General features: G+C 70.3%; 23 protein-coding genes. 17 read left to right on the forward strand and 6 right to left on the reverse strand.

What is annotated here, in order from left to right; all coding sequences use genetic code 11:
• Positions 1-153: 153 nt before the first annotated feature.
• Positions 154-2,421 (reverse strand): (Fe-S)-binding protein, encoded by a 2,268-nt coding sequence (locus tag ACZ6S6_RS31180; protein ID WP_362961114.1) that lies wholly within the window; start codon positions 2,419-2,421, stop codon positions 154-156.
• Between the two features lie 102 nt (positions 2,422-2,523).
• Positions 2,524-3,189, reverse strand: coding sequence for a sugar transferase (locus ACZ6S6_RS31185; protein ID WP_469708130.1), 666 nt, complete (start codon positions 3,187-3,189; stop codon positions 2,524-2,526).
• Positions 3,190-3,664: 475 nt separating this feature from the next.
• On the opposite strand from ACZ6S6_RS31185, the gene dnaK reads away from it, so the two are divergent.
• The 4 genes from dnaK to ACZ6S6_RS31205 all read left to right on the forward strand — a co-directional run bounded on the left by dnaK (position 3,665) and on the right by ACZ6S6_RS31205 (position 7,960).
• Positions 3,665-5,524: a molecular chaperone DnaK gene (gene dnaK / locus ACZ6S6_RS31190; protein ID WP_362961116.1), complete on the forward strand. Its 1,860-nt coding sequence runs from the start codon at positions 3,665-3,667 to the stop codon at positions 5,522-5,524.
• On the forward strand, positions 5,521-6,183 hold the full coding sequence (gene grpE, locus ACZ6S6_RS31195) for a nucleotide exchange factor GrpE (RefSeq protein ID WP_362961119.1): 663 nt from the start codon (positions 5,521-5,523) through the stop codon (positions 6,181-6,183). The genes dnaK and grpE overlap by 4 nt, the downstream gene beginning before the upstream one ends.
• Before the next feature lie 132 nt (positions 6,184-6,315).
• On the forward strand, positions 6,316-7,512 hold the full coding sequence (dnaJ, locus tag ACZ6S6_RS31200; protein ID WP_362961122.1) for a molecular chaperone DnaJ: 1,197 nt from the start codon (positions 6,316-6,318) through the stop codon (positions 7,510-7,512).
• 1 nt (position 7,513) lies between these two features.
• A complete protein-coding gene (locus tag ACZ6S6_RS31205; RefSeq protein WP_362961125.1) occupies positions 7,514-7,960 on the forward strand; it encodes a heat shock protein transcriptional repressor HspR in 447 nt (148 codons plus the stop codon).
• Positions 7,961-8,025: 65 nt separating this feature from the next.
• On the opposite strand, the gene ACZ6S6_RS31210 is transcribed toward ACZ6S6_RS31205, so the two are convergent.
• Complete coding sequence (locus ACZ6S6_RS31210; protein ID WP_362961128.1) at positions 8,026-9,057, reverse strand: helix-turn-helix transcriptional regulator; 1,032 nt, start codon at positions 9,055-9,057, stop codon at positions 8,026-8,028.
• A gap of 185 nt (positions 9,058-9,242) precedes the next feature.
• Complete coding sequence (locus ACZ6S6_RS31215) at positions 9,243-10,217, reverse strand: helix-turn-helix transcriptional regulator (protein WP_469708133.1); 975 nt, start codon at positions 10,215-10,217, stop codon at positions 9,243-9,245.
• Between the two features lie 164 nt (positions 10,218-10,381).
• Here ACZ6S6_RS31215 and ACZ6S6_RS31220 point away from each other — a divergent pair, with 164 nt between their 5' ends.
• Both ACZ6S6_RS31220 and ACZ6S6_RS31225 read left to right on the forward strand, forming a co-directional pair.
• The gene (locus ACZ6S6_RS31220) at positions 10,382-10,702 is read left to right on the forward strand and encodes a hypothetical protein (protein WP_362961134.1); all 321 of its coding nucleotides are present in this window, start codon (positions 10,382-10,384) and stop codon (positions 10,700-10,702) included.
• Positions 10,699-11,019, forward strand: a complete 321-nt coding sequence (locus tag ACZ6S6_RS31225) for a Rieske (2Fe-2S) protein (RefSeq protein WP_018522262.1) — start codon at positions 10,699-10,701, stop codon at positions 11,017-11,019. The genes ACZ6S6_RS31220 and ACZ6S6_RS31225 overlap by 4 nt, the downstream gene beginning before the upstream one ends.
• Before the next feature lie 97 nt (positions 11,020-11,116).
• Here the strand turns inward: ACZ6S6_RS31225 and ACZ6S6_RS31230 are convergent, their stop codons facing one another.
• Positions 11,117-11,521: a pyridoxamine 5'-phosphate oxidase family protein gene (locus ACZ6S6_RS31230; RefSeq protein WP_362961137.1), complete on the reverse strand. Its 405-nt coding sequence runs from the start codon at positions 11,519-11,521 to the stop codon at positions 11,117-11,119.
• Positions 11,522-11,735: 214 nt separating this feature from the next.
• On the opposite strand from ACZ6S6_RS31230, the gene clpB reads away from it, so the two are divergent.
• The 4 genes from clpB (at position 11,736) to ACZ6S6_RS31250 (ending at position 15,987) form a co-directional block, all read left to right on the forward strand.
• On the forward strand, positions 11,736-14,330 hold the full coding sequence (gene clpB / locus ACZ6S6_RS31235; RefSeq protein ID WP_362961140.1) for an ATP-dependent chaperone ClpB: 2,595 nt from the start codon (positions 11,736-11,738) through the stop codon (positions 14,328-14,330).
• Between the two features lie 149 nt (positions 14,331-14,479).
• Positions 14,480-15,040, forward strand: coding sequence for a YbjN domain-containing protein (locus ACZ6S6_RS31240; RefSeq protein WP_362961142.1), 561 nt, complete (start codon positions 14,480-14,482; stop codon positions 15,038-15,040).
• Positions 15,041-15,154: 114 nt separating this feature from the next.
• Positions 15,155-15,640: a prevent-host-death family protein gene (locus ACZ6S6_RS31245; RefSeq protein ID WP_362961145.1), complete on the forward strand. Its 486-nt coding sequence runs from the start codon at positions 15,155-15,157 to the stop codon at positions 15,638-15,640.
• On the forward strand, positions 15,637-15,987 hold the full coding sequence (locus ACZ6S6_RS31250) for a hypothetical protein (RefSeq protein ID WP_469708137.1): 351 nt from the start codon (positions 15,637-15,639) through the stop codon (positions 15,985-15,987). The genes ACZ6S6_RS31245 and ACZ6S6_RS31250 overlap by 4 nt, the downstream gene beginning before the upstream one ends.
• A 78-nt stretch (positions 15,988-16,065) precedes the next feature.
• Here ACZ6S6_RS31250 and ACZ6S6_RS31255 read toward each other — a convergent pair whose 3' ends face one another.
• On the reverse strand, positions 16,066-17,250 hold the full coding sequence (locus tag ACZ6S6_RS31255) for a pyridoxal phosphate-dependent aminotransferase (RefSeq protein ID WP_469708139.1): 1,185 nt from the start codon (positions 17,248-17,250) through the stop codon (positions 16,066-16,068).
• 821 nt (positions 17,251-18,071) lie between these two features.
• Between ACZ6S6_RS31255 and ACZ6S6_RS31260 the strand changes: the two genes are divergently transcribed.
• The 7 genes from ACZ6S6_RS31260 (at position 18,072) to ACZ6S6_RS31290 (ending at position 25,581) form a co-directional block, all read left to right on the forward strand.
• Positions 18,072-18,593 carry a DUF2617 family protein gene (locus ACZ6S6_RS31260; RefSeq protein ID WP_362961153.1) on the forward strand — a complete coding sequence of 174 codons (522 nt, stop codon included), beginning with the start codon at positions 18,072-18,074 and terminating at the stop codon, positions 18,591-18,593.
• A gap of 84 nt (positions 18,594-18,677) precedes the next feature.
• Positions 18,678-20,276: a polyamine aminopropyltransferase gene (locus tag ACZ6S6_RS31265; protein ID WP_469708141.1), complete on the forward strand. Its 1,599-nt coding sequence runs from the start codon at positions 18,678-18,680 to the stop codon at positions 20,274-20,276.
• Between the two features lie 142 nt (positions 20,277-20,418).
• On the forward strand, positions 20,419-21,507 hold the full coding sequence (locus ACZ6S6_RS31270) for an SRPBCC domain-containing protein (protein WP_469708143.1): 1,089 nt from the start codon (positions 20,419-20,421) through the stop codon (positions 21,505-21,507).
• A 22-nt stretch (positions 21,508-21,529) separates the two neighbouring features.
• Positions 21,530-22,324: an aldose epimerase family protein gene (locus ACZ6S6_RS31275; protein WP_362961159.1), complete on the forward strand. Its 795-nt coding sequence runs from the start codon at positions 21,530-21,532 to the stop codon at positions 22,322-22,324.
• 155 nt (positions 22,325-22,479) lie between these two features.
• Positions 22,480-23,019: an orotate phosphoribosyltransferase gene (pyrE, locus tag ACZ6S6_RS31280; protein WP_123525106.1), complete on the forward strand. Its 540-nt coding sequence runs from the start codon at positions 22,480-22,482 to the stop codon at positions 23,017-23,019.
• A 201-nt stretch (positions 23,020-23,220) separates the two neighbouring features.
• Positions 23,221-24,252 (forward strand): class II fructose-bisphosphate aldolase, encoded by a 1,032-nt coding sequence (gene fbaA, locus ACZ6S6_RS31285; RefSeq protein ID WP_362961162.1) that lies wholly within the window; start codon positions 23,221-23,223, stop codon positions 24,250-24,252.
• Positions 24,253-24,414: 162 nt separating this feature from the next.
• Entirely contained in the window at positions 24,415-25,581 is a 1,167-nt protein-coding gene (locus tag ACZ6S6_RS31290; RefSeq protein ID WP_469708146.1) for a MalY/PatB family protein, read from the forward strand.
• Positions 25,582-25,694: the final 113 nt, after the last annotated feature.

The following is a 25,694-nucleotide window of genomic DNA, read 5'->3' on the forward strand; positions in this document are numbered from 1 at the left end:
CCCCTCTACTTTTTCAACCCAGCGCGCGACCCCCCCCCCCCCGCCCCCCCCCCCTCAAAACATCCGCCCACGCGGGGGCCCCCCCCCCCCCCCCCCCCCCCCCCCCCCGGGGCCCGGCCCCCCCGCTTCTGTACCGCGGTGGCGCGGTACCGGTTACTTCACCGGTTCCGGCTCCGGCGCGTCCGCCGTTTCCGGCTCGCCCGCCGGATCGGCCGGGGTCCTCACGGAGTCGAGCAGCAGCTGCGAGACGTCGACCACCTGGATCGACTCCTTCGCCTGGCCGTCGTTCTTCTTGCCGTTGACCGAGTCGGTCAGCATGACCAGGCAGAACGGGCAGGCCGTGGAGACGATGTCGGGGTTGAGGGAGAGAGCCTCGTCGACGCGCTCGTTGTTGACGCGCTTGCCGATCCGCTCCTCCATCCACATCCGGGCACCGCCGGCGCCGCAGCAGAAGCCGCGCTCCTTGTGGCGGTGCATCTCCTCGTTCCGCAGACCCGGAACCTTCGCGATGATCTCGCGCGGGGGCGTGTAGATCTTGTTGTGACGGCCCAGGTAGCAGGGGTCGTGGTACGTGATCAGACCCTCGACCGGCGTCACCGGGACCAGCCTGCCCTCGTCGATGAGGTGCTGGAGCAGCTGCGTGTGGTGGATGACCTCGTACTCGCCGCCGAGCTGCGGGTACTCGTTCGCGATGGTGTTGAAGCAGTGCGGGCAGGTCGCGACGATCTTCTTCGTCGCCTTCGCCTTCATGGTGGAGTCGTCGTCGTCATCCTCGCCGAACGCCATGTTCAGCATCGCGACGTTCTCCTGGCCGAGCTGCTGGAACAGCGGCTCGTTGCCCAGGCGGCGGGCCGAGTCGCCCGTGCACTTCTCGTCACCGCCCATGATCGCGAACTTGACGCCCGCGATGTGGAGCAGCTCCGCGAAGGCCTTCGTGGTCTTCTTGGCGCGGTCCTCCAGGGCGCCGGCGCAGCCGACCCAGTACAGGTAGTCGACCTCGGAGAGGTCCTCGACGTCCTTGCCGACGATCGGGACCTCGAAGTCGACCTCCTTGGTCCACTCGACGCGCTGCTTCTTGGCGAGCCCCCAGGGGTTGCCCTTCTTCTCCAGGTTCTTGAGCATCGTGCCCGCCTCGGACGGGAACGCGGACTCGATCATCACCTGGTAGCGGCGCATGTCGACGATGTGGTCGATGTGCTCGATGTCGACCGGGCACTGCTCCACGCACGCACCGCAGGTGGTGCAGGACCAGAGCACGTCCGGGTCGATGACGCCGTTCTCCTCGGCGGTCCCGATGAGGGGGCGCTCGGCCTCCGCGAGGGCGGCCGCGGGGACGTCCTTGAGCTGCTCCTCGGTCGCCTTCTCGTTGCCCTCCATGTCCTTGCCGCCGCCGGCCAGCAGGTACGGGGCCTTGGCGTGCGCGTGGTCGCGCAGGGACATGATCAGGAGCTTCGGGGAGAGCGGCTTGCCGGTGTTCCAGGCGGGGCACTGCGACTGGCAGCGACCGCACTCCGTGCACGTGGAGAAGTCGAGGATGCCCTTCCAGGAGAACTGCTCGACCTGCGAGACACCGAAGGTGTCGTCCTCGCCCGGGTCCTCCCAGTCGATCGGCTTGCCGCCCGAGGTCATCGGCTGCAGCGCGCCGAGCGCGACCTCGCCGTCCGCGTTCCGCTTGAACCAGATGTTCGGGAACGCGAGGAAGCGGTGCCAGGCGACACCCATGTTGGTGTTGAGGGCGACCGTGATCATCCAGATCAGCGAGACGCCGATCTTGATCATCGCGGTGAGGTAGATGAGGTTCTGCAGCGTGCCGAGCGCGAGTCCCTTGAAGGCGAGGACCAGCGGGTACGAGACGAAGTACGCGGCCTCGTAGCCGCCGACGTGGTGGATCGCGCCCTCGAGGCCGCGCAGGGTCAGGATCGCCAGGCCGATGACGAGGATGACGTACTCGACGAAGTACGCCTGCCAGGCCTTCGAGCCCGCGAACCGCGACTTGCGGCCGGCCCGGGAGGGCAGGTTCAGCAGCCTGATGGCGATCAGCACGAGAATGCCGACCGTCGTCATCAGGCCGATGAACTCGATGTACAGCTCGAACGGCAGCCATTCACCGATGATCGGGAGGACCCAGTCGGCCTTGAAGAGCTGTCCGTACGCCTGGAGCAGCGTCGGCGGCAGCGTCAGGAAGCCGATGGCGACGAACCAGTGCGCGAAGCCGACGATCCCCCACCGGTTCATCCGGGTGTGGCCGAGGAACTCCTTGACCAGGGTGATCGTGCGCTGTTTCGGGTTGTCGGTGCGACTGCCGGCCGGGACCGGCTGTCCGAGCGTGACGGACCGGTAGATCTGCGCGACGGCTCGGGCGATGAGCGCAACGCCGACCACGGTCAGCACCAGCGACACGATGATCGCGGCGAGTTGCATTTGGGGGCTCCTCGGGCCTGCGAGGGTGGGTTCCAGCACCTACTGGCGCGTACTGGGGATTACTAAGCAGTAACTTAATCAGTCTGTGCTGACACTATCCACTTATTCCGCCGCGCTGTAGTTGGGCAGGCGGTGATCTGTGTCGCTCAGGCCCGCCCGGCCGCGCCGGGACAGGCCGCGGGCGGCCTCGCGCAGGGGGGCGCACGCGGCCTCTGTCAGGATCGCCAGGTCCAGCGCGAGCCCGTGGTGCCCGGCGTAGTGCTGGTCGAGGAGGTCCGCCTCGTCCCACGGCATCGTGGAGCGGCGGCGCACCTGGGCCAGGCCGGTCAGTCCGGGCCTCAGTTCCCGCCGCCAGTCCCGCGCACCGGTGGCCGTGCACCGTTCGTCGCCCGGTGCGAGCGGTTCGGGGCCGACCAGGGAGAGCTCGCCCCGTACGACGTGGGGCAGCCGGGAGAGCGTGTCCAGCCGCAGCCGCCGGGTGCGCAGGGACCGCAGCACGAAGGGCCTGCCCGCCAGTCCGGTGCGGGGGGAGCGCGTCAGTACGCCGCCGGGGCGCCGCCGCACGGCGAGGGCGAGGGCGGCCGCCGCGAGGGCGGGGGCGGCCAGGAGCAGGAGGGCCGAGCCGAGGAGCAGGTCCAGGGTGCGCTTGGCGGTGGGACGCGGCGGGGCCGCCGAGGCCAGCGCCCGCAGGGCCGCGAGGGCGCTCGCCGTGCGGGGCGGTCTCGGCGGCTGCCACGGACGCCGCGCCGTCTGCCACGGACGCCGCACCGGCCTCCGCCTCCGCCTTGGCGTCTGCCTCGGCATTTGCCTCTGTCTCGGCCTCTGCGTCTGCATCTGCATCGTTCGCACCTGCCTGGGATCGGCTGCGGGGATCGGCTGCGGGGGTCGGCTGCCGGCGGATCTCGGGCGGCCGGTCGGCTGCCGAGCGGGGCGGTTGTCTGCCGGTTGGCCGCCCGTTCTGTGCACATCGGGGCATTTTGTGACAGAACGATCCCATGGCGCGATGATGGTGAGGGGCGTGTGGCCCGCAGCGCGGGCAGGTGTCGTCCGTAGTCGGCTCGAATCCGCCCCCGTCTGAGTCATATGTGATGTGTGTCCGTCGTCACAAAGGTGAACAATTCACTGGTGGCGCGGAGTGTGTGCACGATAGTTGAGTCGCCTCGACTCAGGTCTGTTGACTCCGGGAGCGATGTCATGCATCCTTGAGCCAGATCCACTCAAGTAGTCAGTTGGAGGAATTGAAATGGCACGTGCGGTCGGCATCGACCTGGGCACGACTAACTCCGTCGTCAGCGTTCTCGAAGGCGGCGAGCCCACCGTCATCACCAACGCCGAAGGCGCCAGGACCACGCCGTCCGTCGTCGCCTTCGCGAAGAACGGCGAGGTGCTGGTCGGCGAGGTAGCCAAGCGCCAGGCAGTGACGAACGTCGACAGGACCATCCGCTCCGTCAAGCGCCACATGGGCACTGACTGGAAGATCGACCTGGACGGCAAGAGCTTCAACCCGCAGCAGATGAGCGCCTTCATCCTGCAGAAGCTGAAGCGTGACGCCGAGTCGTACCTGGGCGAGAAGGTCACCGACGCGGTGATCACCGTCCCGGCGTACTTCAACGACTCCGAGCGTCAGGCGACGAAGGAGGCCGGCGAGATCGCGGGCCTGAACGTCCTGCGTATCGTCAACGAGCCGACGGCCGCCGCGCTGGCGTACGGGCTCGACAAGGACGACCAGACGATCCTCGTCTTCGACCTCGGTGGCGGCACCTTCGACGTGTCCCTCCTGGAGATCGGTGACGGCGTCGTCGAGGTGAAGGCCACCAACGGTGACAACCAGCTCGGTGGTGACGACTGGGACCAGCGCGTCGTCGACTACCTGGTGAAGCAGTTCGCCAACGGGCACGGCGTGGACCTGTCCAAGGACAAGATGGCTCTCCAGCGTCTCCGCGAGGCCGCGGAGAAGGCGAAGATCGAGCTGTCGTCCTCGACGGAGACCACGATCAACCTGCCGTACATCACGGCGTCGGCCGAGGGCCCGCTGCACCTGGACGAGAAGCTCACGCGCTCACAGTTCCAGCAGCTCACCGCTGACCTCCTGGACCGCTGCAAGACCCCGTTCCACAACGTCATCAAGGACGCGGGCATCCAGCTCTCCGAGATCGACCACGTCGTTCTCGTCGGTGGCTCGACCCGTATGCCGGCCGTCGCCGAGCTCGTCAAGGAGCTCACGGGCGGCCAGGAAGCCAACAAGAGCGTGAACCCGGACGAGGTCGTCGCCATCGGCGCCTCGCTCCAGGCCGGTGTCCTCAAGGGCGAGGTCAAGGACGTCCTGCTGCTCGATGTCACCCCGCTGTCTCTCGGTATCGAGACCAAGGGCGGCATCATGACGAAGCTCATCGAGCGCAACACCACGATCCCGACCAAGCGCTCCGAGATCTTCACGACGGCCGAGGACAACCAGCCGTCCGTGCAGATCCAGGTCTACCAGGGTGAGCGCGAGATCGCGGCGTACAACAAGAAGCTCGGAATGTTCGAGCTGACCGGTCTGCCGCCGGCCCCGCGTGGCGTGCCGCAGATCGAGGTCGCCTTCGACATCGACGCCAACGGCATCATGCACGTCGCTGCCAAGGACCTCGGCACCGGCAAGGAGCAGAAGATGACCGTCACCGGTGGCTCCTCGCTGCCGAAGGACGAGGTCAACCGGATGCGCGAAGAGGCCGAGCAGTACGCGGACGAGGACCACCGCCGCCGCGAGGCCGCCGAGTCGCGCAACCAGGGCGAGCAGCTCGTCTACCAGACGGAGAAGTTCCTCAAGGACAACGAGGACAAGGTCCCCGGCGACGTGAAGACGGAGGTGGAGGCCGCGCTCACCGAGCTGAAGGAGAAGCTCAAGGGCGAGGACACCGCCGAGATCCGTACCGCCACCGAGAAGGTCGCGGCCGTCTCCCAGAAGCTGGGCCAGGCGATGTATGCCAACGCCCAGGCCGAGGGCGGCCCGCAGGGTGACGCGCAGCCGGGTGCCGAGCAGGCCCAGGGCGACGGTCAGGACGATGTGGTCGACGCCGAGATCGTCGACGACGAGAAGGACACCAAGGGCGGTGCGGCGTGACCGAGGAGACCCCGGGCTTCGAGGAGAAGCCCGACGTCCCCTCCGGCGCCACCTCTGAAGACGCCGGGACGGAGGCCGACACCCCCTCTTCGGAGGAGGCGGCGGCCCCCGCCGGGGACGACGCGAACCAGACAGCCGGTCTGACGGCACAGCTGGACCAGGTCCGCACCGCGCTCTCCGAGCGCACGGCAGACCTCCAGCGGCTCCAGGCCGAATACCAGAACTACCGCCGCCGCGTGGAGCGGGACCGGGTCACGGTCAAGGAGATCGCGGTCGCGGGTCTCCTGTCCGAGATCCTGCCCGTGCTCGACGACGTCGGCCGGGCCCGGGAACACGGCGAGCTCGTGGGCGGGTTCAAGTCGGTGGCCGAATCGCTGGAGACGGTCGTCGCCAAGCTCGGCCTCCAGCAGTTCGGCAAGGAGGGCGAGCCCTTCGACCCGACGATCCACGAGGCCCTGATGCACTCGTACGCGCCGGACGTCACCGAGACGACCTGCGTGGCGATCCTGCAGCCGGGGTACCGGATCGGCGAGCGCACCATCCGTCCCGCACGGGTGGCGGTGGCCGAACCCCAGCCGGGGGCGACGCCCGCGGCCGCGAAGGACGCGAAAGAAGAGCAGGCAGCCGACGAGGAGAGCGGTGGCGGCGAGGAGGTCTGACATTCTGTCCGACCACTTGGCGGCACACCGCCCGGCCCGCAGGGCCTTCGGTCCGGATCAGGCGGGGCTCCATGAGCCCGGCGGGATCCAGACCGAAGGCCCTGGGCCGGTCGTCCGGAAGGAGGGACGTCGATGAGTACGAAGGACTTCGTCGAGAAGGACTACTACAAGGTTCTCGGCGTCCCGAAGGACGCCACGGACGCCGAGATCAAGAAGGCGTACCGGAAGCTCGCCCGCGAGTTCCACCCGGACGCCAACAAGGGTGACAACAAGGCGGAGGAGCGCTTCAAGGAGATCTCCGAGGCCAACGACGTCCTCGGTGACACCAAGAAGCGCAAGGAGTACGACGAGGCCCGCGCCCTCTTCGGCAACGGCGGCTTCCGCCCCGGACCCGGCAGCGGTGGCGGCAACTTCAACTTCGACCTGGGGGACCTCTTCGGAGGCGCCCCGGGCGGTGGCCAGGGCGGCGGAGCCGGCGGCTTCGGCGGCGGCGGTGGCGGCGGCCTGGGCGATGTCTTCGGCGGCCTCTTCAACCGGGGCGGCGGCACCGGCACCCGGGTGCAGCCGCGCCGCGGCCAGGACATCGAGTCCGAGGTGACGCTCAGCTTCACCGAGGCGGTCGACGGGGCCACGGTCCCGCTGCGGATGTCCAGCCAGGCGCCCTGCAAGGCGTGCTCCGGCACCGGCGACAAGAACGGCACCCCCAGGGTCTGCCCGACCTGCGTCGGCACCGGCCAGGTCTCCCGCGGCACCGGTGGCGGGTTCTCGCTCACCGACCCCTGCGTGGACTGCAAGGGCCGGGGCCTCATCGCCCAGGACCCCTGCGACGTCTGCAAGGGCAGCGGCCGGGCGAAGTCGTCCCGCACCATGCAGGTCAGGATTCCCGCGGGCGTCTCCAACGGGCAGCGGATCCGGCTGCGCGGCAAGGGCGGCCCCGGAGAGCGCGGCGGACCGGCCGGCGACCTCTACGTCGTCGTCCACGTCGACGCCCACCCGGTCTTCGGCCGCAAGGGCGACAACCTCACGGTCACCGTGCCCGTCACCTTCACGGAGGCGGCGCTCGGCGGCGAGGTGAAGGTGCCCACGCTCGGCGGACCGCCGGTCACCCTGAAGCTTCCGGCCGGCACGCCCAACGGGCGCACCATGCGCGCCCGCGGCAAGGGCGCGGTCCGCAAGGACGGCAGCCGCGGCGACCTGCTGGTCACCGTGGAGGTGGTGGTTCCCAAGGACCTGGGCACGGACGCCCGGGACGCCCTGGAGGCCTATCGCAAGGCGACCGCGGACCAGGACCCGCGGACGGAGCTGTTCCAGGCAGCGAAGGGAGCTTGAGATGGACGGCCGCCGGCGTAATCCGTACGAACTGACCGAGGAATCCCCGGTGTACGTGATCTCGATCGCGGCCCAGCTCTCGGGCCTGCATCCCCAGACGCTGCGCCAGTACGACCGCCTCGGCCTGGTCTCGCCCGACCGCACGGCCGGGCGCGGCAGGCGCTACTCGGCCCGTGACATCGAGCTGCTGCGCACCGTGCAGCAACTGTCGCAGGACGAGGGCATCAACCTCGCCGGTATCAAGCGCATCATCGAGCTGGAGAACCAGGTCGCCGCCCTCCAGCAGCGCGTCGCCGAGCTCTCGGCGGCCGTGGACGGGGCTGCGGCGACGTTGCAGCAGCGCGAGGCGCAGGTGCACGCCTCGTACCGGCGCGATCTGGTGCCGTACCAGGATGTGCAGCACACCAGCGCGCTGGTGGTCTGGCGGCCCAAGCGGCCCAAGGAGTAGTGCCTCGGCGCTCCCCGAGGTCCGTCGTCACTTCCGGGGCCCGTCGTCACTCCCGAGGTCCGTCGTCACTCCCCGAGACCCGTCGTCCCGCTCGCGCGGGGCGGCGGGTCTTCGCGTTGTCCCGGCCGGGGCGCCGTGATGCCGGAGCTGACGAGCAGGGCGCCGAGCTGGGTGCGGCTGGTGGCGTTGAGCGTGTGCATGAGCTTGGAGACGTGGGCGCGGCAGGTGCGGACGCTGACGCCGAGCTTTCCGGCCACGACCTGGTCGGTGTGGCCCTCGACCAGGAGGCGGGCGACGCTGAGCTGGACGGCGGTGACCGAGGCGCTGGCCGGGGCGGCCGGCAGCGGATCGGTGAGCGGGGTGGCCTGCGCCCAGAGGACTTCGTACATCTGGATCAGATAGCGGACCAGCGCGGGGTGGCGGATCTCCAGCGCGACGTCGCGCGCCGCGTTGGCGGGGATGAAGGCCACGGTCTGGTCGAAGATGAGCAGCCGCTCGACCGTCTGCTCCAGCGTGCGGATCTGGATGAGGCCCGGCGGCATCTGGTTCAGATAGGCCTTGAAGGTCTGGTTGTAGCGGACGGGGTGCTGGTAGATGTGCCGGAGCGGGGTGCCCCGCTCCAGGGTGAGCCGGGCCCGCGACAGGGCCCTCTGGAGCTGGTCGGGCGGCCGTGTGCTGCCCGGTTGCAGCGTCCGGATCTCCTCCGTGGCGCTCTCCGTCGCGTTCTGGACGGTGGCGTCGATCAGGGGCATGCCTTCGAGGACGGTGATGGCGAGGTTGGGGTCCGCACTGGCCACGGTGGCCAGCGGTGCCAGCGAGTCGGCCAGCGCGGCCGAGAGGCTGATGCGTTCGTGGATCTCCCGGACGACGGGCCGCAGCAGATGGGCCAGGGCGGCGGACGGCGGCACGGGACGCACCCAGGCGTCGTCCTGCGGGTCGGGGTGGACCAGCGCCAACTCGGTGAGGCAGGGAGCCGGTTCGATGGCGGCCCGGGGTACCCGTCCCGCGCTCAGCGCCTCGGTGTAGATCCTGACCGCCGTGTCGCACAGCGAACGGTCCGCGTGCGCGTGCACCGTTGTGTCCTCATCCCTGCCCATTCGTGTCCCCCCACTTTTGGCAGTGCAGCAAGATGACGGTGGTGGCAGCGTAGTTCGCGGGCCACTGTGGGTGTGGTCGGGGGAGCCGGGAACTCCCCCGGCCGATCGGGGTCGTGGCCATGTCTCTCCAAGGCCGCGTGGCCATGTCTCCGGCCCGGGGTGGGGGCCTCTGGGGTGCCGGCCGGTCAGGAGTCCTGATCGAGGATTCCCGACTGGGCGATCAGGTAACCGAGCTGGGCGCGGCTCGTGCTTCCCAGCACGGCGGACAGCTTGGCGACATGGGCGCGACAGGTGCGGACGTTCATGCCGAGCCGGCGGGCTATCGCCTCGTCGACGTGCCCCTCGATCAGCAGCGTGGCGATGGCACGCTGGACGCCTGTGATGCCGTCCCGGGCCGGGTCGTACGGGGCCGCTTCGTCCAGCGGGACGGCACGGCGCCAGAGTTGTTCGAAGACCTTCGTCAGATAGGCGACCAGTGCGGGGTGTCGTAGCTCCAGGGCGACGGGCAGGTCGTCCTGGACCGGGATGAAGGCTACGGTGTCGTCGCAGATGATGAGGCGCTCGATGAGCTCCTCGAGAGTGCGGATCTCCATCCGGGCGCCCGCCATGAGGTCGACGTAGGCGAACGTGCGCTGGCTGTGGCGGACCGTGTGCTGGTAGAGGGTGCGGACGCTGATGCCGGAATCTATGAGAGGTTTGCTGCGGATCAGGGCCTCACCGAGGACCTCCTCGCTGCGTCTGCCTCCGGGCTGGACGGTCAGCACTTCTGTCCGGCTCTTCGCGATGGCCAGGTCGAGCGCTCCGTTGATCCGGTCGATGCCTTCCAGCACCGTGATCGCATGCGTGGGCGCGGGGCTCTGGGCGCTGATGGCCAGGAACGGTTCGAAGGCTTCCGCCAGCTCGACGGACGTCCGCCTGCGATCCTGGATCTCGCGTTCCAGCGGGTAGAGGCGCTGCGCCAGCGCAGCCGAAGGCGGAACCGGACGAAGCCACGACGCGTCATCCGGATCGGGCAGCAGAAGACCGAATTTGACGAGGCAGGGCGCGGACCTGACCTCGGCGCGGGCGAGGCGGCCCACGCTGAGCGCCGCCGCATACAGCCTGACGCCCTCGGTGCACAGGTTCGTGACCGCATGAGTATGTGTCGGTTTCGTGTCCATTATAGGTAAAACTCCACCCCCCAGGGTCCTGAACATTCAGGAACATGATGCATCGCTCCTGTGGCATTGACGCGTCCGAATGAGCCATCGTCTCTTGAAGAGCGGGGGAGAGGATCCATCAAGTGAGGACGAAGCCGACTATGTACAAGAGAATGCTTCGGTCAGTGCTTGGCACTGCGTTCGCGGCTGCTGCACTGCTGCTCGTGGCGCATGGCTCTACTCTGGACGTCGGATGGGGCAATGCGCAGGCAAGCGCTGCCGTCGACCATTACCAGGGCGATGTCGGCTGGGGCTACGTATCGCCCGCAGCCGCCGGTGACCTCCACCAGTCCGATGTCGGCTGGGGCAACGTACAGCCCGCAGCCGCCGGTGACCTCCACCAGTCCGACGTGGGCTGGGGCAACGTACAGCCCGCAGCCGCCGGTGACCTGCACCAGTCCGACGTGGGCTGGGGGAATTCCGTGGAGAACAGGGCGGACTTGTGACCACTCCACCGGACGACCGGACCTTCCGCCGTGAGATGGCGACCGCCTACCGCTCAGGGTGGCATTTCATCGACCTCGTCACGGCACTCCCCCACCGTGGTGATTCGTTGATGGTCACTCTGTTCGGCGACCCGGTCGTCGTCGCCCGTGAGGACGACGGGGAAGTCCGCGCCTACCGGTGCCTCCGCAAGCCGCGCGGAGCACCGCAGCCCGTGCGCTGCGCTATTCGGTACGACATGATTTTTGTGAACCTCGCACAGCGTGACCACCAGCTGTTCGAACCTGAAGCCATCTCCGCCACCCCCCGCAGTGCCTGAGCGATCCCCCGTCGTTCCACGTCGCTCAGACACTCCCCCACACAACGGCGTCACCGTGACCTGAACACGGTGGCGCCGTTGTGCTGTCCGCTTCCGGTCAGCCGCGGCCGAGCGCCCGGTCCAGGGTGATCTCGATGGCGACGCGGTCCGGGTTGGGCTTCGGCGCGCGCCCGTAGCGGGCCGTCTTACGGCGTACCGCGTCGTCGACCCTGTCCTGCTCCGTACGCACCCTGGCGACGCCCTCCAGGGTCGCCCAGCGGCGTCCTTCCGCCTGGCAGACCGCGACCCGTGCGCCGTCCGGGCCCGCGGCCAGGATGTTGGCGACCTTGCGGCTGTTTTTGCCGGTGATGATGCGGGCGAGGCCGGCCTCGGGGTCGTACGTCACGCACACCGGGACCACGTGCGGGGTGCCGTCGGGGCGCAGGGTCGTGAGGGTGCATACATGGGGTTCGCGCCAGAAGGCCAGGTACTCGGGGCCGGGGTCGCGTACGTCGACTGCCATGGGGCCAGGGTAGGCAGCCCCGTACCGCTCTGCGGTGGCGGGCGGGCGGTCCGGCCGGTTCACTCGGACATGAGGTGCGCGGCAGCGCGCAACGGTGCGGAGCGACGCGGGAGTGGACCGTTTTCTGCCTTGAGTGGAATAGACTCAACTTTGTGCACGTTCAGCGTGTCAGAAGTGAGTACGGGCCAGTCGTCGCAAGGAGGAGAGAGCGCACGTGGACGCCGAGCTGACCAACAGGAGCCGGGACGCCATCAACGCGGCCACCAGCAGGGCCGTGAAGGACGGGCACCCCGATCTGACCCCGGGGCATCTGCTGCTTGCGCTGCTCGCGGGCGAGGACAACGAGAACATCGTCGATCTGCTCGCCGCCGTCGAGGCGGACCAGATCGCCGTCCGCGCCGAGACCGAACGGCTGCTGGCCGCCCAGCCCAGCGTGACCGGGTCGACCGTCGCACCGCCGCAGCCCAACCGCGAGCTGCTCGCCGTGATCTCGGACGCGGCGCAGCGGGCGAAGGAGCTCGGCGACGACTACATCTCCACCGAGCACCTGCTGATCGGGGTCGCGGCCAAGGGCGGCCGCGCCGGTGAGATCCTCGACGGCCAGGGGGCCAGTGCGAAGAAGCTGCTGGCCGCGTTCGAGAAGAGCAGGGGAGGGCGCCGGGTGACCACCCCCGACCCGGAGGGCCAGTACAAGGCCCTGGAGAAATTCGGTACGGACTTCACCGCGGCCGCACGCGAGGGCAAGCTCGACCCGGTCATCGGCCGTGACCAGGAGATCCGCCGCGTCGTCCAGGTGCTCTCGCGCCGCACCAAGAACAACCCCGTGCTCATCGGGGAGCCCGGCGTCGGCAAGACGGCCGTCGTCGAAGGGCTCGCCCAGCGCATCGTCAAGGGCGACGTCCCCGAGTCCCTCAAGAACAAGCGGCTCGTCTCGCTGGACCTCGGCGCGATGGTCGCGGGCGCGAAGTACCGCGGCGAGTTCGAGGAGCGGCTGAAGACCGTCCTCTCCGAGATCAAGGAGAGCGGCGGCCAGATCATCACGTTCATCGACGAGCTCCACACCGTCGTCGGCGCCGGCGCGGGCGGCGACTCCGCCATGGACGCGGGCAACATGCTCAAGCCCATGCTGGCCCGCGGCGAGCTGCGGATGGTCGGTGCCACCACGCTCGACGAGTACCGCGAGCGGATCGAGAAGGACCCCGCCCTGGAGCGCCGCTTCCAGCAGGTGCTGGTGGCGGAGCCGTCCGTCGAGGACACCATCGCGATCCTGCGCGGGCTCAAGGGCCGCTACGAGGCCCACCACAAGGTGCAGATCGCGGACTCCTCGCTGGTCGCCGCCGCGACCCTCTCGGACCGCTACATCACCTCGCGCTTCCTTCCCGACAAGGCCATCGACCTCGTCGACGAGGCGGCCTCCAGGCTGCGCATGGAGATCGACTCCTCGCCCGTCGAGATCGACGAACTCCAGCGCGCCGTCGACCGGTTGCACATGGAGGAGCTGGCCCTCAAGAACGAGTCCGACGCCGCCTCCAAGCAGCGGCTGGAGAAACTCCGCCGCGACCTCGCCGACAAGGAGGAGGAGCTGCGCGGCCTCAACGCCCGCTGGGAGAAGGAGAAGCAGGGCCTCAACCGGGTCGGTGAACTGAAGGAACGCCTCGACGAGCTGCGCGGACAGGCCGAACGGGCCCAGCGCGACGGCGACTTCGACAGCGCCTCCAAGCTGCTGTACGGGGAGATCCCGGGCCTGGAACGGGAGCTGGCCGAGGCCGACGAGGCCGAGCAGGAAGCCGCGAAGGAGCCCAAGGAGACCCTGGTCAAGGAGGAGGTCGGCCCGGACGACATCGCCGACGTCGTCGGCGCCTGGACCGGCATTCCGGCCGGACGGCTGCTGGAGGGCGAGACCCAGAAGCTGCTGCGCATGGAGGAGGAGCTGGGCAGGCGCCTCATCGGACAGACCCAGGCCGTGCAGGCCGTCTCGGACGCGGTACGCCGCACCCGGGCCGGAATCGCCGACCCCGACCGGCCCACCGGATCGTTCCTCTTCCTCGGCCCGACCGGCGTCGGCAAGACCGAACTGGCCAAGGCGCTCGCGGACTTCCTCTTCGACGACGAGCGGGCCATGGTCCGTATCGACATGAGCGAGTACAGCGAGAAGCACAGCGTGGCCCGGCTGGTCGGCGCCCCGCCCGGCTACGTCGGCTACGAGGAGGGCGGCCAGCTCACCGAGGCGGTCCGCCGCCGCCCGTACAGCGTCGTCCTGCTGGACGAGGTCGAGAAGGCCCACCCCGAGGTCTTCGACATCCTGCTCCAGGTCCTCGACGACGGCCGGCTCACCGACGGACAGGGCCGGACGGTGGACTTCCGCAACACCATCCTGATCCTGACCTCCAACCTCGGCAGCCAGTACCTGGTCGACCCCCTGACCAAGCCCGAGGAGAAGAAGAAGCAGGTCATGGACGTGGTGCGGGCCTCGTTCAAGCCGGAGTTCCTCAACCGGCTGGACGACCTGGTGGTCTTCTCCGCGCTGTCCGGCGACGAGCTCGCCCATATCGCGGGCCTCCAGATCGACCGCCTCGCCAAGCGGCTGGCCGACCGCCGCCTCACCCTCGACGTCACCCCGGCCGCCCTGGCCTGGCTGGCCGAGGAGGGCAACGACCCGGCGTACGGCGCCCGGCCGCTGCGCCGGCTCATCCAGACGGCGATCGGCGACCGGCTCGCGAAGGAGATCCTCTCGGGCGAGATCACGGACGGCGACACGGTCCGGGTGGACCGGGAAGGCGACGGCCTGGTCGTCGGCGCGGCGTCGTAACGGCGGCGTGTACCCGTAACCGGAACGTGTGGCGGCCCCGGTCCCCACTGGCTGGATATCAGCTTGTGGCGGATCGGGGCCGTTCCCGCTTGCCATGCCCCGCCCGCCATGGGAGAGGATGGCAGCCAACCGCACGAAGGGAAATTACGGTGAGCATCGATCCGTCCTCGATTCCTAACTTCGGGGGCCAGCCCGAACCGCAGGCGGCAGGACCGGAGGGCCCCGTCGTCCCTGACCAGGACCTCGTCAAGCAGCTCCTGGAGCAGATGGAGCTGAAGTACGTCGTCGACGACGAGGGCGACCTCGCGGCGCCGTGGGAAGACTTCCGCACGTACTTCATGTTCCGTGGCGAGGGCGAGCAGCAGGTCTTCTCGGTCCGTACGTTCTACGACCGCCCGCACGACACGGACCAGCGCCCGGTCCTGCTCGACGCGATCGACGACTGGAACCGCCGCACCCTGTGGCCCAAGGTCTACACGCACACGCACGAGCCCGAGGAGGGCGCCGAGGACACCAGTACCTCGGTCCGGCTGATCGGTGAGGCGCAGATGCTCATCGGCACCGGCGTCGCCCTGGAGCACTTCGTCTCCTCGACGGTCAGCTGGGTGCGGGCCTCGATCGAGTTCGACAAGTGGCTGCTGGAGCGCCTCGGCCTGGCCCCGGCCGAGGACAAGGCGGAAGGCGCGGAGCAGGACGCTCCGGAGGCCTGAGCCACCGCACGCGGTGACAGCCCGGCGCGGCGAGCGGATCCCACCGGACCGCTCGCGGCGGCGGGCTTTCTCATGGCTTTTGCAATCAGAACACGATCTGAGTAAGATCTGAGAATGGCTATCGCGCGTCTGGAAGCAGAGACGGAGTCCGTCTCCTTCACCGATCTTTCCCGCAACCCCAAGGGCGTCGCGGCCAGAGCCGCCGCCCTGGGGCGTCTCCGCGTCACACATCGGGACGCGCCCGACATGGTGCTGACGACGGCCGCGCGCGCGGAGCATGCCGAGGAGAACCTGACTACCGCCTCCCGGCTCTTTCTCGCGCTGATGAAGCAGGACGACGGCGCCAAGTCGCTTCTTCTCGCGCTGCCCGAGGTGTTCCCGTGGGTGCGGCATCTCGATGCGGAAGAGGTTCGAGCCTTCACCGTCGAGCTTCTCGAAGCGCTGTCCGACGCCGCCGAACTCGACGCGGGGGAGGCCGTGCACCGCGCACTCACCTCTTGGCGGGCCACGGCCCGTATCAACGCCGATCCCGACCAGCTCAGGGAATCGCTGCGGCCGCTCGATGGCGACAATCTCGGCCCGGTTGAGGTGCTTGGGTGAGCCCGAAGAAGGGGGACCGGGTCAGCGCCCCGCCACTCGACGGATGGAATGTCGTCTTCGGGACGACGGAGGCGGTGACGGGCTGGGAGGAACTGTGCCGGGCGGCGCTGCCGAACGTGCACCGTTGCCTGGACGCACTTCGAAGAGACCCGCTGTCCCGGTCCAACTGGAGTCGTCAGCACCAGCTACGAGGAAGGCATTCCACGAAGGTGTGGAAGGGCTCTGACCTGGAGCAGTGGGAGTACGAGGTCACCAGCGGTGGCCGAGTGCGCTATCTGGTCAGCGCGGAGACCGCGACCGTGATTCTCGTGTACGCCTCTCCGCGGCATCCGAAAGACACCGAGTGAACCGCGGGTCGATTCAGGGCTGGGCCCTACGAGCAGGTCCCAGCCCCAGCACCCGGCAGCGGGTCTTCCTCGCGCCCGTCAGGGCGCCAGCCGCTTGAGCCGGGCCACCGCCTCCGCCAGCACCTCCGTACGCTTGCAGAAGGCGAAGCGGACGAAGGGTGCGCCCTGCTCCCGGTGGTCGTAGAAGACCGCGTTCGGCACGGCCACCACCCCGCACCGCTCCGGCAGCGAGCGGCAGAACGCGAAGCCGTCGCCGCTGCTGTCCAGTGGGCGGATGTCGGTGGTGACGAAGTACGTGCCGGCCGGGCGGTAGACCGTGAAACCGGCCTCGGCGAGTCCGCCGCTCAGCAGGTCCCGCTTGGCCCGCAGATCCGCGCGCAGCGTGTCGAAGTAGCTGTCGGGCAGCCGCAGCGCCTCGGCGACCGCGTACTGGAACGGCCCGGCGGAGACGTACGTCAGGAACTGCTTCGCGGAGCGGACCGCCGTCACCAGCTCGGGGCTCGCGGTGATCCAGCCGACCTTCCAGCCGGTGAACGAGAACGTCTTGCCGGCCGAGCTGATGGTGACCGTCCGCTCGCGCATACCGGGGAACGAGGCGAGCGGCAGGTGCTCGCCCTCGAACACCAGGTGCTCGTAGACCTCGTCGGTGACGACGAGGAGATCGCGCTCGCAGGCCAGTTCGGCGATCGCGGCGAGTTCCTCGCGGGTCAGGACGGTGCCGGTGGGGTTGTGCGGGGTGTTGAGCAGCAGCAGCCGGGTGCGGGGGGTGACGGCGGCGCGCAGCTCGTCGAGGTCCAGCCGGTAGGTGCCGGTCGAGGGCTCGGGGTGCAGGGTGACGGGGACGCGGGAGGCGCCCGCCATGGCGATGCAGGCGGCGTACGAGTCGTAGTACGGCTCCAGTGCGATGACCTCGTCGCCGGGCTCCAGGAGGGCCAGCATCGAGGCCGCGATGGCCTCGGTGGCGCCCGCGGTGACGAGGACCTCGGTGTCGGGGTCGTACGTCAGGGCGTAGCGCCGCTGCTGGTGACCGGTGATCGCGGTGCGCAGCTCGGGGACCCCCGGCCCCGGCGGGTACTGGTTGCCGTGCCCGGCGCGCAGGGCACGGACGGCGGCCTCGCGGACCTCCTCCGGGCCGTCGGTGTCCGGGAACCCCTGGCCGAGGTTGATGGCGCCGGTGCGGACGGCCAGCGCGGACATCTCCGCGAAGATCGTCGTGCCGAACTCGGCGAGGCGGCGGTTGAGCAGCGGTCGTCCCTGTGTCATGACCGCCATCCTGCGCGGAAGCTCTGGAGTTGCTCAAGTCTGCTTTGGCCGAATGGGGGCGGGGGCATCCCTCCTGCACGCAGGAACCGGTGAGAAGCGGGGGACTCGCTTCGGGGGACGGAAGGACGTGAGGTCCGTGAAGGTGGTCATCATCGCGGTGCTCGTGATCGTGGCGGTGGGGGTGCTCGTTTCGTCGATGGCGAGCGCGGGGAGCCGCGGTAAGCCACTGGCCCGGAGCAAGCGCCGGCGCGGTGCGGTCGGCGGCGGTGCGGCCGGTGGCAGCTGGTGGGCGGGCGGTGGCGGGGGCGGCTCGTCGTGCGGCAGCAGCAGCGGCAGTGGTCATTCGGGGGGTCATTCGGGCGGTCACTCCGGTGGTCACTCCTGCGGCGGTGGCCATTCGTGCGGCGGGGGTTCGTCGTGCGGCGGCGGGGGCGGATGCGGCGGAGGCAGCTGACACGGGGCAGCTGGTCCGCCACCGGGCAGGTTCACGACGGCCCGGTGCCGGGAGGGAAGAGGTGTCCGGCGGGAGTCGGGGCGGGGCTTCGGAACCGTCCTAAGTCCCGCCGGACACCTTTTTGTTGGGCCCTGCGGCGAGTCACCGGTGAACAGGTGAACCGGAAGGCCCCCGAGGGGATGGAAACCACGTCAAGTTGGGTAAAAACACTGCGAGTGCGGCTTAGTTCGTGATTCCCTCGGTGGAGAGAACATTCAGCCCTCGGACCCCAGTTGGACCTGATCGGGCGCTTCCCACCTCCCACGTGCATCACGCTCGGGGGCGTCCCCCTGTCCATGTGTCCATGTGTGTTTTGCGGAGCCGACCCATGCTCACGACCCTCCATACGGCCTATTCCGATACCCGTGCCGCCGATCTGGCCTGGGCGCTGGGGCGTGAACCGCTCCCGGCGCTCGCCGTGCTCGATCTCCATCTCGCCGGTGCCCAACTCCAGTTGCGCCTGCTCGGCGCCTCTCATCAGGTCCTCCTGGAGGAGGACCGCGGAAGCTGTTCCGAAACCGTCGCCTGCATGCCGGGCAGCAGCACACCACTCCCTCTCGGTGTCTCCAAGCGGCTCGGGGACTGGGAGTACGAGTTCGCGGCCCGCGTCGAGACGCTCGGCGCGGGCTCGTTCGCGGGGCGCGCGCAGGAGCTCCTGGCGCTCGTCGCCGACCATCCCCACGGCCTGGCCGGGACGTTCCCGGGCAGCCCGCACGCCTTCACCGCCATGCTCGCCCAGCGGACCGAGGGACAGGTGCGGTGGCGTACCTGGCACGCGTACCCGCAGGAGGGGCAGCTCGTGGTGACCCGCACCCGCGTGGGTGTGCGGATGCCGGCGGCTGTGCTGTGACCGGGGCCAACTCCGTTGCGGTTGAGCCACTTACACCCTTGTGGGTGACAAGCGGCGACGTTCCAGTGACGTAGCGTTCGCGGCATGATCGACCAGCAGGTGTCGCTGCGAGGGGGCGCGGCGCGGCTTCCCGTACGGCCCAGGACCGGCCGGTACCTCGTGCTCGCCGCGGTCTTCGTCTGCGCCGCGTGCGGTCTGGTGTACGAGCTCGAACTGGTCGCGCTCGCCTCCTATCTGATCGGTGACTCCGTCACCCAGGCGTCCGTCGTGCTCTCCGTGATGGTGTTCGCCATGGGGATCGGCTCGTTGCTCGCGAAACGTTTATGCAGCCGGGCCGCGGTCGGCTTCGGACTGATCGAGGCCGTGCTCGCACTGGTCGGCGGCTCCTCCGCGCTGGTGCTCTACGCGACGTTCGCGTGGATCGGGGAATCGCGGTACGCCCTGGTCGGCTTCTCGCTGGCGATCGGCGTCCTGATCGGTGCGGAGATCCCGCTGCTGATGACGCTCATCCAGCGCGTCGACCGGCAGGACGCGAGCGGGGCCGTCGCCGATCTGTTCGCCGCGGACTACGTGGGGGCGCTGTTCGGCGGGCTGGCGTTCCCGTTCCTGCTGCTGCCGTTGCTCGGACAGCTCACCGGGGCGCTGCTCACCGGTGCGGTCAACGCGGCGGCGGGCGGGGCGCTGGTGATGTGGGTGTTCCGGCGGGATCTCACCCGCCGGTCCCGGTGGCTGCTCATCGCCGTCAACGTGGCGGTGATCGCCCTGCTGGCCACGGCCGCGGTGCTGGCCGACGACTTCGAGCGGGCGGCGAGGCGCGCGGTGTACGGGGACCGGGTGCGGGTCGCGATGCAGACCGACGTCCAGGAGGTGGTGCTGACCGGGGCGGGCCGCAGCTCCCTGGACCTCTATCTGGACGGGCGGCTGCGGGTCAGCTCGCGCGACGAGTACCGGTACCACGAGGCGCTGGTGCACCCGGTGATGAACGGGCCGCACGCGCGGGTGCTGATCCTGGGCGGCGGCGACGGCCTGGCGGCCCGCGAGGTGCTGCGCTACCCCGGCGTGCGGAGCGTCACGCTGGTGGAGCTGGACCCGGCCGTCACCCGGTTGGCCCGTACGGACCAGGCGCTCTCCGCGCTGAACGCGCACGCGTACCGGGACCCGCGGCTGACGGCCGTGACCGGGGACGCGTTCACCTGGCTGCGGGCGGCGCACGGCCGCTACGACGCGGTGATCTCGGACCTGCCGGATCCGGGGATCTCGGCCAGTACGAAGCTCTACTCGGCGGAGTTCTACGGTCTGGTCGCCGAGGCCCTCGCGCCGGGCGGCCGGCTCGTGGTGCACGGGGGGCCGCCGGTCGGCCGGCCGCACACGTACTGGACGGTCGAGGCGTCGATGAGGGCGGCGGGCCTGCGCACCCGCCCCTACCGGGTCGGCGGCCGGTACGCGGGTTTCGAGACGGGCCCGGACCGTGCGTCGGGCGGGGCCGCTCAGGCGCACGGCTGGGGATTCGTGCTGGCCGGACTCGGCCGGGCCCCGGCGCTCGGTCTGGACCCGGAGGCGCCGGAGCTGAAGGACCTGACGGAACAGTCGCTCCGGGCGGCGGGGCGGCGGGCGGAGGCCGGCCGGCTGCCGGGGCTGGCGCCCTCGACGCTGGTGCACCCGAGGTACTGGGGCGAGTCGTGAGCGCGTGCCGCCAGGGGGACGTGAGGGGGCGGCCTCTCGTGGGATGTGAGCGCCTTGAGCCGTACGGGGCGGGGCGGTGGCGCCGGCTCCGGAGAGGCGGAAGCGCTGACGTGAGGGCCGGGGCTGAGTAGGCTCGGTTTCCATGGAGCATGAGGTGTACGTTCCGGTGCCGGTCCCTGTCCTTCGGCGCACGCTGGGCGATCCCTCCCGGGTCGCGCGCTGTGTGCCGGGCCTTCAGCGGGACGCCGACGCGGCCGCGGGCCCGCTGGCCGGCCGGCTCAAGGTGCGGGTCGGCGGCCACACCATCACCTACCGGGGCGCGCTGCGGCTCACCGCGCTGACGGACGGCCGGGCGGGGGACACCGCGTACGGCGTCTCCGTGGCGGGCGAGGCGGTGGAGGCGCGCGGCACCGGCTCGGCGAAGCTGGCCCTGACCGTCCGCCTGACGGAACGGGACGGCGGTACCGCGATCGCTTTCGAGGGCACGGTCGGCGGCGACGGCCGCCTGGTGGAGCTGGACCCGGCGGCGGCGCTCGCGGCGGCCCACCGCCTGCTGGACCGCTTCGCACGGCAACTGGTGACGGAGGCGCTCGCCGCGCACGAGGAGGCGGACCAGGGAACGGGCGACTCCGCGGGCGGTTCCGCGGGCGACGGGGCAGGTGGCGGGGCGGGCGACCGGGCGGACGACTCCGTGGACGGTTCCGCGGGCGACTCCGCGGGCGACGGGGCGGACGACTCCGCGGCCGGTTCTGAAGGCGGCGCGTCGGACGGCTCCGGCGACGCGTCCGTGGCCGGTTCCGAGGAGCGGTCCGTCGGGGACGCGGTGGAGAAGGCCATCGAGGAGGCCGCCGAGGAGGCGGACGACACCGGTGCCGAGGAGGCCCCGACCACGCATGACGCCGCCGCCGACGAGGCCCCGGCCGGGGAGCAGCCGCCGGACAGGGCCTCGGTCTTCGACACCCCGGTGCCGCCGTCCTCGATGGACGCGGTGGCCGGGATCGAGTTCACCGTCCCGGACGGGCCGCCGGCCGAGGCCGCGCATGCCCGGCGCACCATGATCGGGCGCAGCGCCGAGGAGGTCGACCACGCCCCGCCGCGCGGCCGGTACGCCCCCGTGCCGTCGCCCGACTCGACCGGTGCGGGCGCCACGCTCCGCTGGGTGGCGCCGGCGGCCGCCCTCGCCATCGCCTCCGCCGTGGTGGTGGGCCGGGCGCTGCGGCGCCGGAGGTAGCCGCGCCAGTAGGGTCGGTCGGGTGAGCAGCAGCGAGAAGGACGTCCGGCTGTCCGTCGGCGACGCAGAGTTGACCGTGAACCCCGCCAATGGCTGCCGTATCAGCAGCCTGCGGATCGGTGGTACCGAACTGTTGCGGCAGGGGGAGCGGTACGGCTGCTTCCCGATGGTGCCGTGGTGCGGGCGCATGGAGAACGGGCAGTTCCGCGACGGCGGCGTTCTGCACCGGATGCCGCTGACCGCCCCGCCGCACGCCATTCACGGCACGGGCCGTGACACGGCCTGGCGGACCGCCCGGGAGACCGGGACGGAGGCCTCGTTCTACTACGACCTGGCCGAGCCCTGGCCGTATCCGGGCCGGGTGACGCAGACCTTCGAACTGGCCGAGGACTCCCTCACGTTGGCGTTCGGCATCGAGACGTACGGGGACTCCTTCCCGGCGCAGGCCGGCTGGCACCCCTGGTTCCGGCGCAACCTCGGCGGCGAGGACGTCCGGATCGACTTCGACGCCGCCTGGCAGGAGGAGCGGGGCGAGGACCATCTGCCGACCGGCCGCCGGATCCCGCCCCTGGACGGACCGTGGGACGACGCCTTCGGGATGCCCGACGGCGTCGATGTGACCCTCACCTGGCCGAAGCAACTGGAGCTGACGGTGAAGAGCCGGACCGAGTGGGTCGTGGTCTACGACGAGCAGGCCGAGGCGGTCTGCGTGGAGCCGCAGTCGGGCCCGCCGAACGGGCTGAACACCGATCCCCGCTACGTCACCCCGATCGAGCCTCTGGAGATCGCGACGACCTGGAGCTGGCGCACGCTCTAAGGCCGGCCGGGCCGCACGCTCTGAGGCCGGCCCGGCCGCACGCTCTGAGGCCGGACCGGCCGCAGGCTCTGAGGCCGGCCGGAGCGGGAGCAGGCGCTGCGTACGCGCCGCTGCCGCGCGAACGGGCCGCTGCCGGGCGCCTTATCCTCGTAGCCATGACAGACGTACGCGCTGAGCTGCTGCAGCAGATCAAGGACAAGGCCGTTGTACACGGCAAGGTGACGCTCTCCTCCGGCCTGGAGGCCGACTGGTACATCGACCTGCGTCGCATCACGCTGGACGGCAAGGCTGCTCCGATGGTCGGTCAGGTCATGCTCGACGCGACCGCCGAGCTGGACTACGACTGCGTGGGCGGGCTGACGCTGGGTGCCGACCCGGTCGCCACCTCGATGCTGCACGCCTCCGCCGCTCGCGGTCAGGAGCTGGACGCGTTCGTCGTCCGCAAGGCGCAGAAGGCCCATGGGATGCAGCGCCGGATCGAGGGCGCCGAGGTCAAGGGCCGCCGCTGCCTGGTCGTCGAGGACACCTCGACGACGGGCGGCTCGCCGCTGACCGCTGTCGAGGCGGTGCGTGAGGCGGGTGGCGAGGTCGTCGCCGTCGCCGTGATCGTGGAGCGGGGCGCGGCTCCGGCCATCGCCGAGGCGGGTCTCCCGTATGTCCATGTGTACTCGGTCGCGGACCTCGACCTGTCCTGACCTGCGGTTTTCTTCGAGGGCGGCCGGTTTCACGTGAAACCGGCCGCCCTCGTCGCATGTCCGCAGCCGGTGGCCCCGAATACTGGGGGAGTGCGCCGGGTGGAGCCGAAGCCAGAGTCTGGGAAGATGGGGGCGACGATGACGTCGCCCCCAGGTCAGGGAACCAGCAACGCACACCCGCACATCCCAAGGAGCGGACAGATGCCCATCGCAACCCCCGAGGTCTACGCCGAGATGCTCGACCGGGCGAAGGCAGGCAAGTTCGCCTACCCGGCCATCAACGTGACCTCGACCCAGACCCTGCACGCTGCGCTGCGCGGTTTCGCGGAGGCCGAGAGCGACGGCATCATCCAGATGTCCACCGGTGGGGCGGAGTTCCTGGGTGGCCAGTACAACAAGGACATGGTCACGGGCGCTGTCGCCCTGGCCGAGTTCGCGCACATCGTCGCCGCCAAGTACGACATCACGGTCGCGCTGCACACCGACCACTGCCCCAAGGACAAGCTGGACACGTACGTCCGTCCGCTGATCGAGGTCTCCGCGGAGCGCGTCGCCAAGGGTCTGAACCCGCTGTTCCAGTCCCACATGTGGGATGGCTCGGCCGAGACGCTGGCCGACAACCTCTCCATCGGCCAGGAGCTGCTTGCCAAGGCCGCCGCCGCCAAGATCATCCTTGAGGTCGAGATCACCCCGACCGGCGGTGAGGAGGACGGCGTCACGCACGAGATCAACGACGAGCTGTACACGACCGTCGACGACGCGCTGCGTACCGCCGAGGCGCTCGGTCTGGGCGAGAAGGGCCGCTACCTGCTGGCCGCCTCCTTCGGCAACGTGCACGGTGTCTACAAGCCGGGCAACGTCGTGCTCCGCCCCGAGCTCCTCAAGGACCTCCAGGTGGGCGTCTCCGCCAAGTACGGCAAGCCGGCCGGCAGCCAGCCGTTCGACTTCGTCTTCCACGGCGGCTCCGGCTCCACCGCCGAGGAGATCGCCACCGCGCTGGAGAACGGCGTCGTGAAGATGAACCTCGACACCGACACCCAGTACGCCTTCACCCGCCCGGTCGCGGACCACATGTTCCGCAACTACGACGGCGTGCTGAAGGTCGACGGCGAGGTCGGCAACAAGAAGGTCTACGACCCGCGGACCTGGGGCAAGGCCGCCGAGGCGGGCATGGCCAAGCGCGTCACGGAGGCCTGCGCCAACCTGCGGTCCACCGGCACCAAGCTGAAGTAGTCCCGTACGGATGTGTGCGTGGGCCCGGTATCCCTTGGGATGCCGGGCCCACGGCATGTCCGCACCCGGCAGACCAGCGGACCGGCGGCCCGGCAGGCCCGGCAGGCCCGGCAGGCCCGGCAGGCCCGGCAGGCCCGGCAGGAACGATATGAGGGAACAGCTGTGAGCACGTCCTACGACTTCGACACCGTCATCGACCGCCGCGGCACCTGGTGCGTCCAGTGGGACGGGGTCGCGGACCGGTTCGGGGTGGACGGGCTGCTGCCGTTCACCATCTCGGACATGGACTTCGAGACCGCCCCCGAGGTGCTGGCAGCGCTGCGGGCCCGTCTCGACCACGGCGTGTTCGGCTACACCGACTGGCAGCAGGACGACTTCACGTCGGCGATCGCCCACTGGTACGCGACCCGGTACGGCACCACGATCGACACCGGCCGGCTGGTGTACGCGCCCTCCGTGCTGAGCCAGCTGTCGCAACTGCTCCAGATGTGGACGTCGGAGGGGGACGGCGTCGTCGTCCACACCCCCACGTACGACGGTTTCCGCAAGGCGATCACCGGGCTCGGGCGGGAGCTGCGCGGGGTGCCGCTCGGGGACACGGCCGCGCTGGAGCGGGAGCTCGCCCGCGCGGACAGCAAGGTCCTGCTGGTGTGCTCGCCCCACAACCCCACGGGGCGGGTGTGGACGGAGGCGGAGCTCGCGGAGCTGGCCCTGCTCGCCGCGCGGCACGGGGTCGCGGTGATCAGCGACGAGATCCACGCGGACTTCGTGCACGGCGGACGCCGGCACGTGCCGTGGACGCGGGTGGCGGGCGACGGGCGCTGGGCGCTCATCACCTCGGCGTCGAAGGCGTTCAACTTCCCGGCGCTGACGGGTTCGTACGGGATCATCGGCCGGGCGGACGACCGGACGGAGTTCCTGCGCCGGATGCAGACCGCGGAGGGGCTCGCCTCACCGGCGGTGCTCTCGCTGACCGCGCACATCGCCGCGTACCGGGAGGGCGGGGCGTGGCTGGACGCGGTCCGCGCGTATGTCACCGGGAACCTGGAGCTGGTCGCGGAACGGCTGAACGCGGCCTTCCCCGAGCTGGGGTGGGAGCCGCCGCAAGCCGGCTACCTGGCCTGGATCGACCTGCGCGGGGCGGGCGTCGAGGACGACGAGGCGCTTCAGCGGGTGCTGATCGAGCGGGAGCGGGTCGCGGTGATGCCGGGGAGCGTGTACGGGGCGGAGGGCTTCGTGCGGCTGAATGTGGGGTGCGCGCGGAGCAAGGTGGTGGCGGGGGTGGAGGCGTTGATCCGGGGGGTGGAGGCGGTACGGGGCGCCGCGTAGCGGCGGGGCGGGGGTGTTTGGCGCGGGCCGTTTCGGGGGCGCTGCCCCCGGACCCCCGCTCCTCAATCGCCGGAGGGGCTTGAACTGGCCGCCGGGGCGGTCCGCGTTGATGC

Source organism: Streptomyces sp. NPDC048671, from assembly GCF_055587045.1.